The sequence below is a fragment of the Fulvimonas soli genome (assembly GCF_003148905.1).
Taxonomy (GTDB): Bacteria; Pseudomonadota; Gammaproteobacteria; order Xanthomonadales; family Rhodanobacteraceae; genus Fulvimonas; species Fulvimonas soli.
In genome coordinates, this window is record NZ_QGHC01000028.1 from 1 (window position 1) to 5,839 (window position 5,839).

General features: G+C 57.7%; 1 protein-coding gene, 2 tRNA genes and 3 rRNA genes. 5 read left to right on the forward strand and 1 reads right to left on the reverse strand.

The genetic code is table 11. The features are described 5' to 3' along the window. The first annotated feature begins 177 nt into the window (after positions 1–177). The 5 genes from C7456_RS16580 (at position 178) to rrf (ending at position 5,491) form a co-directional block, all read left to right on the forward strand. Positions 178–1,722, forward strand: a 16S ribosomal RNA gene (locus C7456_RS16580). Between the two features lie 191 nt (positions 1,723–1,913). Further along, positions 1,914–1,990: transfer RNA gene (locus tag C7456_RS16585), tRNA-Ile, on the forward strand. A gap of 64 nt (positions 1,991–2,054) precedes the next feature. Then, positions 2,055–2,130 (forward strand) — tRNA-Ala (locus C7456_RS16590). 185 nt (positions 2,131–2,315) lie between these two features. After that, a 23S ribosomal RNA gene (locus C7456_RS16595) occupies positions 2,316–5,194 on the forward strand. Between the two features lie 184 nt (positions 5,195–5,378). After that, positions 5,379–5,491 (forward strand): 5S ribosomal RNA (rrf, locus tag C7456_RS16600). The 16S, 23S and 5S rRNA genes sit together here with 2 tRNA genes alongside, the layout of an rRNA operon. Positions 5,492–5,560: 69 nt before the next feature. Here the strand turns inward: rrf and C7456_RS16605 are convergent. Then, on the reverse strand, positions 5,561–5,839 hold a 279-nt coding region (locus C7456_RS16605), incomplete at its 5' end, for a DNA polymerase IV (RefSeq protein WP_484098152.1).

Here is a 5,839-nt window from a genome sequence, read left to right on the forward strand (position 1 = left end):
GCCGCAAGTGATTGATCTTTGACAGTGTGCACAGGTGACTTGTGTGGGCGCCTTGCGGTGGACGGGATGACTGTCCACAGATGCAAGCGTCCAACCTAAGAGTCAATTCAAAGCTTGACGTTTACGGTTGGGTTCAACGCTTCAGAAAGACCGGTCCGTTTCGGCGGATCGAAAACTTAAGTGAAGAGTTTGATCCTGGCTCAGATTGAACGCTGGCGGCATGCCTAACACATGCAAGTCGAACGGCAGCACAGAGGAGCTTGCTCCTTGGGTGGCGAGTGGCGGACGGGTGAGTAAGGCATCGGGATCTGCCCCGACGTGGGGGATAACGTAGGGAAACTTACGCTAATACCGCATACGTCCTATGGGAGAAAGCGGGGGACCTTCGGGCCTCGCGCGGCGGGATGAACCGATGTGCGATTAGCTAGTTGGCGGGGTAACGGCCCACCAAGGCGACGATCGCTAGCTGGTCTGAGAGGATGATCAGCCACACTGGGACTGAGACACGGCCCAGACTCCTACGGGAGGCAGCAGTGGGGAATATTGGACAATGGGCGCAAGCCTGATCCAGCAATGCCGCGTGTGTGAAGAAGGCCTTCGGGTTGTAAAGCACTTTTATCAGGAGCGAAATGCCATCGGCCAATACCCGGTGGAGCTGACGGTACCTGAGGAATAAGCACCGGCTAACTTCGTGCCAGCAGCCGCGGTAATACGAAGGGTGCAAGCGTTAATCGGAATTACTGGGCGTAAAGCGTGCGTAGGCGGTTTCTTAAGTCTGCTGTGAAATCCCCGGGCTCAACCTGGGAATGGCAGTGGATACTGGGGAGCTAGAGTGTGATAGAGGATGGTGGAATTCCCGGTGTAGCGGTGAAATGCGTAGAGATCGGGAGGAACATCAGTGGCGAAGGCGGCCATCTGGATCAACACTGACGCTGAGGCACGAAAGCGTGGGGAGCAAACAGGATTAGATACCCTGGTAGTCCACGCCCTAAACGATGCGAACTGGATGTTGGTCTCAACTCGGAGATCAGTGTCGAAGCTAACGCGTTAAGTTCGCCGCCTGGGGAGTACGGTCGCAAGACTGAAACTCAAAGGAATTGACGGGGGCCCGCACAAGCGGTGGAGTATGTGGTTTAATTCGATGCAACGCGAAGAACCTTACCTGGCCTTGACATGTCCGGAATCCTGCAGAGATGCGGGAGTGCCTTCGGGAATCGGAACACAGGTGCTGCATGGCTGTCGTCAGCTCGTGTCGTGAGATGTTGGGTTAAGTCCCGCAACGAGCGCAACCCTTGTCCTTAGTTGCCAGCGCGTAAAGGCGGGAACTCTAAGGAGACTGCCGGTGACAAACCGGAGGAAGGTGGGGATGACGTCAAGTCATCATGGCCCTTACGGCCAGGGCTACACACGTACTACAATGGTCGGTACAGAGGGTTGCAAGACCGCGAGGTGGAGCCAATCCCAGAAAGCCGATCCCAGTCCGGATTGGAGTCTGCAACTCGACTCCATGAAGTCGGAATCGCTAGTAATCGCAGATCAGCTATGCTGCGGTGAATACGTTCCCGGGCCTTGTACACACCGCCCGTCACACCATGGGAGTGAGTTGCTCCAGAAGCCGTTAGCCTAACCGCAAGGGGGGCGACGACCACGGAGTGGTTCATGACTGGGGTGAAGTCGTAACAAGGTAGCCGTATCGGAAGGTGCGGCTGGATCACCTCCTTTCGAGAGCGACAGCGTCCGCTGCCGCAAGACGCCCACACAAGACACCTGTACTTTCACGCGAAGCGTTTGCTCAGACGCGACGTTCCTGTCGCGAAGAGCAAAACCGACCCCTCCTGGTCGGACTCATCAAGAAAACCACGCTTGGGCGGTAACGCTGAGGGATGGTTTTCTGTTGAGTTGCAAAGGTTCCCGGGTCTGTAGCTCAGGTGGTTAGAGCGCACCCCTGATAAGGGTGAGGCCGGTGGTTCGAGTCCTCCCAGACCCACCATTTACCTCACGCGAATCCATCGCAAGAGCCCGTCCATCCGTGGGCGGAGGCTTCAAAGGCGCATGGGGCCATAGCTCAGCTGGGAGAGCACCTGCTTTGCAAGCAGGGGGTCGTCGGTTCGATCCCGACTGGCTCCACCAGATGGGGCGTGGAAGTAGCTGTGCACACCAGGATTGACGAAACGGTGCGGCGTTGAGGCCGGCATCGTGTTCTTTGAAAACGTAAACGAGTGACAAGCGTTTTGGTTCGAACGAACCGAGATGTGTCGTTGAGGCAACGGCGAAAGCGTCGTTTGGCGTAACTTCGAGGCGACTTGGGGTTATATGGTCAAGCGAGCAAGCGTAGACGGTGGATGCCTTGGCGGTCAGAGGCGATGAAGGACGTGGCAGCCTGCGAAAAGCGTCGGGGAGCTGGCAACAAGCATTGATCCGGCGATGTCCGAATGGGGAAACCCACCGCGCAAGCGGTATCCAGTACTGAATCCATAGGTGCTGGAAGCGAACCCGGGGAACTGAAATATCTAAGTACCCGGAGGAAAAGAAATCAACCGAGATTCCCTCAGTAGCGACGAGCGAACGGGGAGCAGCCCAAAAGCACAGCATGTTCTAGTCGAACGGTCTGGAAAGGCCGGCCAGAGACGGTGATAGCCCGGTAGGCGAAAGGGCACGTTGTGTGAAATTGAGTAGGGCGGGGCACGAGAAACCCTGTCCGAACATGGGGGGACCATCCTCCAAGGCTAAATACTCCTGACCGACCGATAGCGAACAAGTACCGTGAGGGAAAGGCGAAAAGAACCCCGGAGAGGGGAGTGAAATAGACCCTGAAACCGTCTACGTACAAGCAGTGGAAGCCCGCAAGGGTGACTGCGTACCTTTTGTATAATGGGTCAGCGACTTACTGTCAGTGGCGAGCTTAACCGTCTAGGGGAGGCGAAGGGAAACCGAGTCTGAATAGGGCGCATAGTCTCTGGCAGTAGACCCGAAACCGAGTGATCTAGCCTTGGCCAGGTTGAAGGTGCGGTAACACGCACTGGAGGACCGAACCCACATCTGTTGCAATAGATGGGGATGAGCTGAGGCTAGGAGTGAAAGGCTAAACAAACTCGGAGATAGCTGGTTCTCCTCGAAAGCTATTTAGGTAGCGCCTCGGACGAATCTTCCTGGGGGTAGAGCACTGTTATGGCTAGCGGGTCATCGCGACTTAGCAAACCATGGCAAACTCCGAATACCAGGACAGACTATCCGGGAGACACACGGCGGGTGCTAACGTCCGTCGTGAAAAGGGAAACAACCCAGACCCGCAGCTAAGGTCCCCAAGTTCTAGCTAAGTGGAAAACGATGTGGAAAGGCATAGACAGCCAGGAGGTTGGCTTAGAAGCAGCCACCCTTTAAAGAAAGCGTAATAGCTCACTGGTCGAGTCGGTCTGCGCGGAAGATTTAACGGGGCTAAGCTAGACACCGAAGCTCGGGGTGCACAGCAATGTGCGCGGTAGAGGAGCGTTCCGTACGCCTGCGAAGGTGGATCGTAAGGTCTGCTGGAGGTATCGGAAGTGCGAATGCTGACATGAGTAACGATAATGCGGGTGAAAAGCCCGCACGCCGAAAGCCCAAGGTTTCCTCGCGCAACGTTCATCGGCGCAGGGTGAGTCGGCCCCTAAGGCGAGGCAGAAATGCGTAGTCGATGGGAAGCCGGTTAATATTCCGGCACTCTTCTCAAGTGCGATGTGGGGACGGAGAAGGTTAGGTCTACCGGGCGTTGGTTGTCCCGGGGAAAGGCGGTAGGCATGCATCTTAGGCAAATCCGGGATGCTTTATGCCGAGCACCGAGACGAGCCCTTTTTTGGGCGAAGTGACTGAGACCACGCTTCCAGGAAAAGCCACTAAGCTTCAGCTTGAGAGAACCGTACCGTAAACCGACACTGGTAGGCAGGGTGAGAATCCCAAGGCGCTTGAGAGAACTCGGGTGAAGGAACTAGGCAAAATGGCACCGTAACTTCGGGAGAAGGTGCGCCCGCCGGCGTGGTCACGTGCGTGACTGAGCGCTGGCGGGTCGCAGTAACCTGGCCGCTGCGACTGTTTATCAAAAACACAGCACTCTGCAAACACGAAAGTGGACGTATAGGGTGTGACGCCTGCCCGGTGCTGGAAGGTTAATTGATGGGGTCAGCCGCAAGGCGAAGCTCTTGATCGAAGCCCCAGTAAACGGCGGCCGTAACTATAACGGTCCTAAGGTAGCGAAATTCCTTGTCGGGTAAGTTCCGACCTGCACGAATGGCGTAACGACAGCGGCGCTGTCTCCACCCGAGACTCAGTGAAATTGAAATCGCTGTGAAGATGCAGCGTTCCCGCGGCAAGACGGAAAGACCCCGTGAACCTTTACTACAGCTTCACACTGAACGTTGAGTTCTTCTGTGTAGGATAGGTGGGAGGCTAGGAAGCCAGGACGCCAGTTCTGGTGGAGCCATCCTTGAAATACCACCCTGAAGTGCTTGACGTTCTAACCTCGGCCCGTGATCCGGGTCAGGGACCGTGTGTGGTGGGTAGTTTGACTGGGGCGGTCTCCTCCCAAAGCGTAACGGAGGAGCACGAAGGTACGCTCAGCGCGGTCGGACATCGCGCACTGTGTGCAAAGGCATAAGCGTGCTTGACTGCAAGATCGACGGATCAAGCAGGTACGAAAGTAGGTCTTAGTGATCCGGTGGTTCTGTATGGAAGGGCCATCGCTCAACGGATAAAAGGTACTCCGGGGATAACAGGCTGATACCGCCCAAGAGTTCATATCGACGGCGGTGTTTGGCACCTCGATGTCGGCTCATCACATCCTGGGGCTGTAGCCGGTCCCAAGGGTATGGCTGTTCGCCATTTAAAGTGGTACGCGAGCTGGGTTCAGAACGTCGTGAGACAGTTCGGTCCCTATCTGTCGTGGGCGTTGGAGATTTGAGGGGGGCTGCTCCTAGTACGAGAGGACCGGAGTGGACGTTCCGCTGGTGTTCGGGTTGTCTCGCCAGAGGCATCGCCCGGTAGCTATGAACGGAAGTGATAACCGCTGAAAGCATCTAAGCGGGAAGCACGCCCCAAGATGAGATCTCCCGAGGACTCGATCCTCCTTAAGGCACCATGTAGACCACGTGGTTGATAGGCGCGATGTGGAAGTGCAGCAATGCATTGAGCTGACGCGTACTAATGCGCCGTGCGGCTTGACCATATAACCCCAAGACGCTTCGCGTGTGCAGGTCCCTCTGCGACGGCCCCGGCCATCCCTGGCCGGACGTCTCCAAAGAGCCAGGACCCGCTTCGATGACGCATCAAGGCGAGCTCCGTTCCAAATCGCTTGTCACTCGTTTACCCCTTTGCGGGTCCGGCGCTCGCCGCGCCGACCCCACCCCTTCCCTGGCGGCCATAGCGCTGTGGTCCCACCCGATCCCATCCCGAACTCGGAAGTGAAACGCAGCCGCGCCGATGGTAGTGTGCACTCGCATGCAAGAGTAGGTCACCGCCAGGGATCTTCCTTCCGCAAACCCCGCCTCCCGAGGCGGGGTTTGTTTTTTGGTGCGGGCCGCTCGCCGCCCGCTCATCCGGTGCCGAACAGGTCCCGCTGCGCCCGGTACGCCGCCCGGTCCACGAAACCGCCCAGGCCCACCCCCACCAGTCGGTAGCGCACCGCCGGCACCCGATGGCGCAACGCGCTCGCCAGGGCCGCCAGCTCGCCCGCCGAGGCCGGCGGCACGGCCGGCGTCACCGTGCGCGTCAGCGTCCGGAAGTCCGCCGTCTTCAGCTTGAGCACCACGCTACGCGCCACCCGCTGCGCCTCCCGCTGGTAGACCAACCAGGTCTTCTCGGCTAGGCGGTG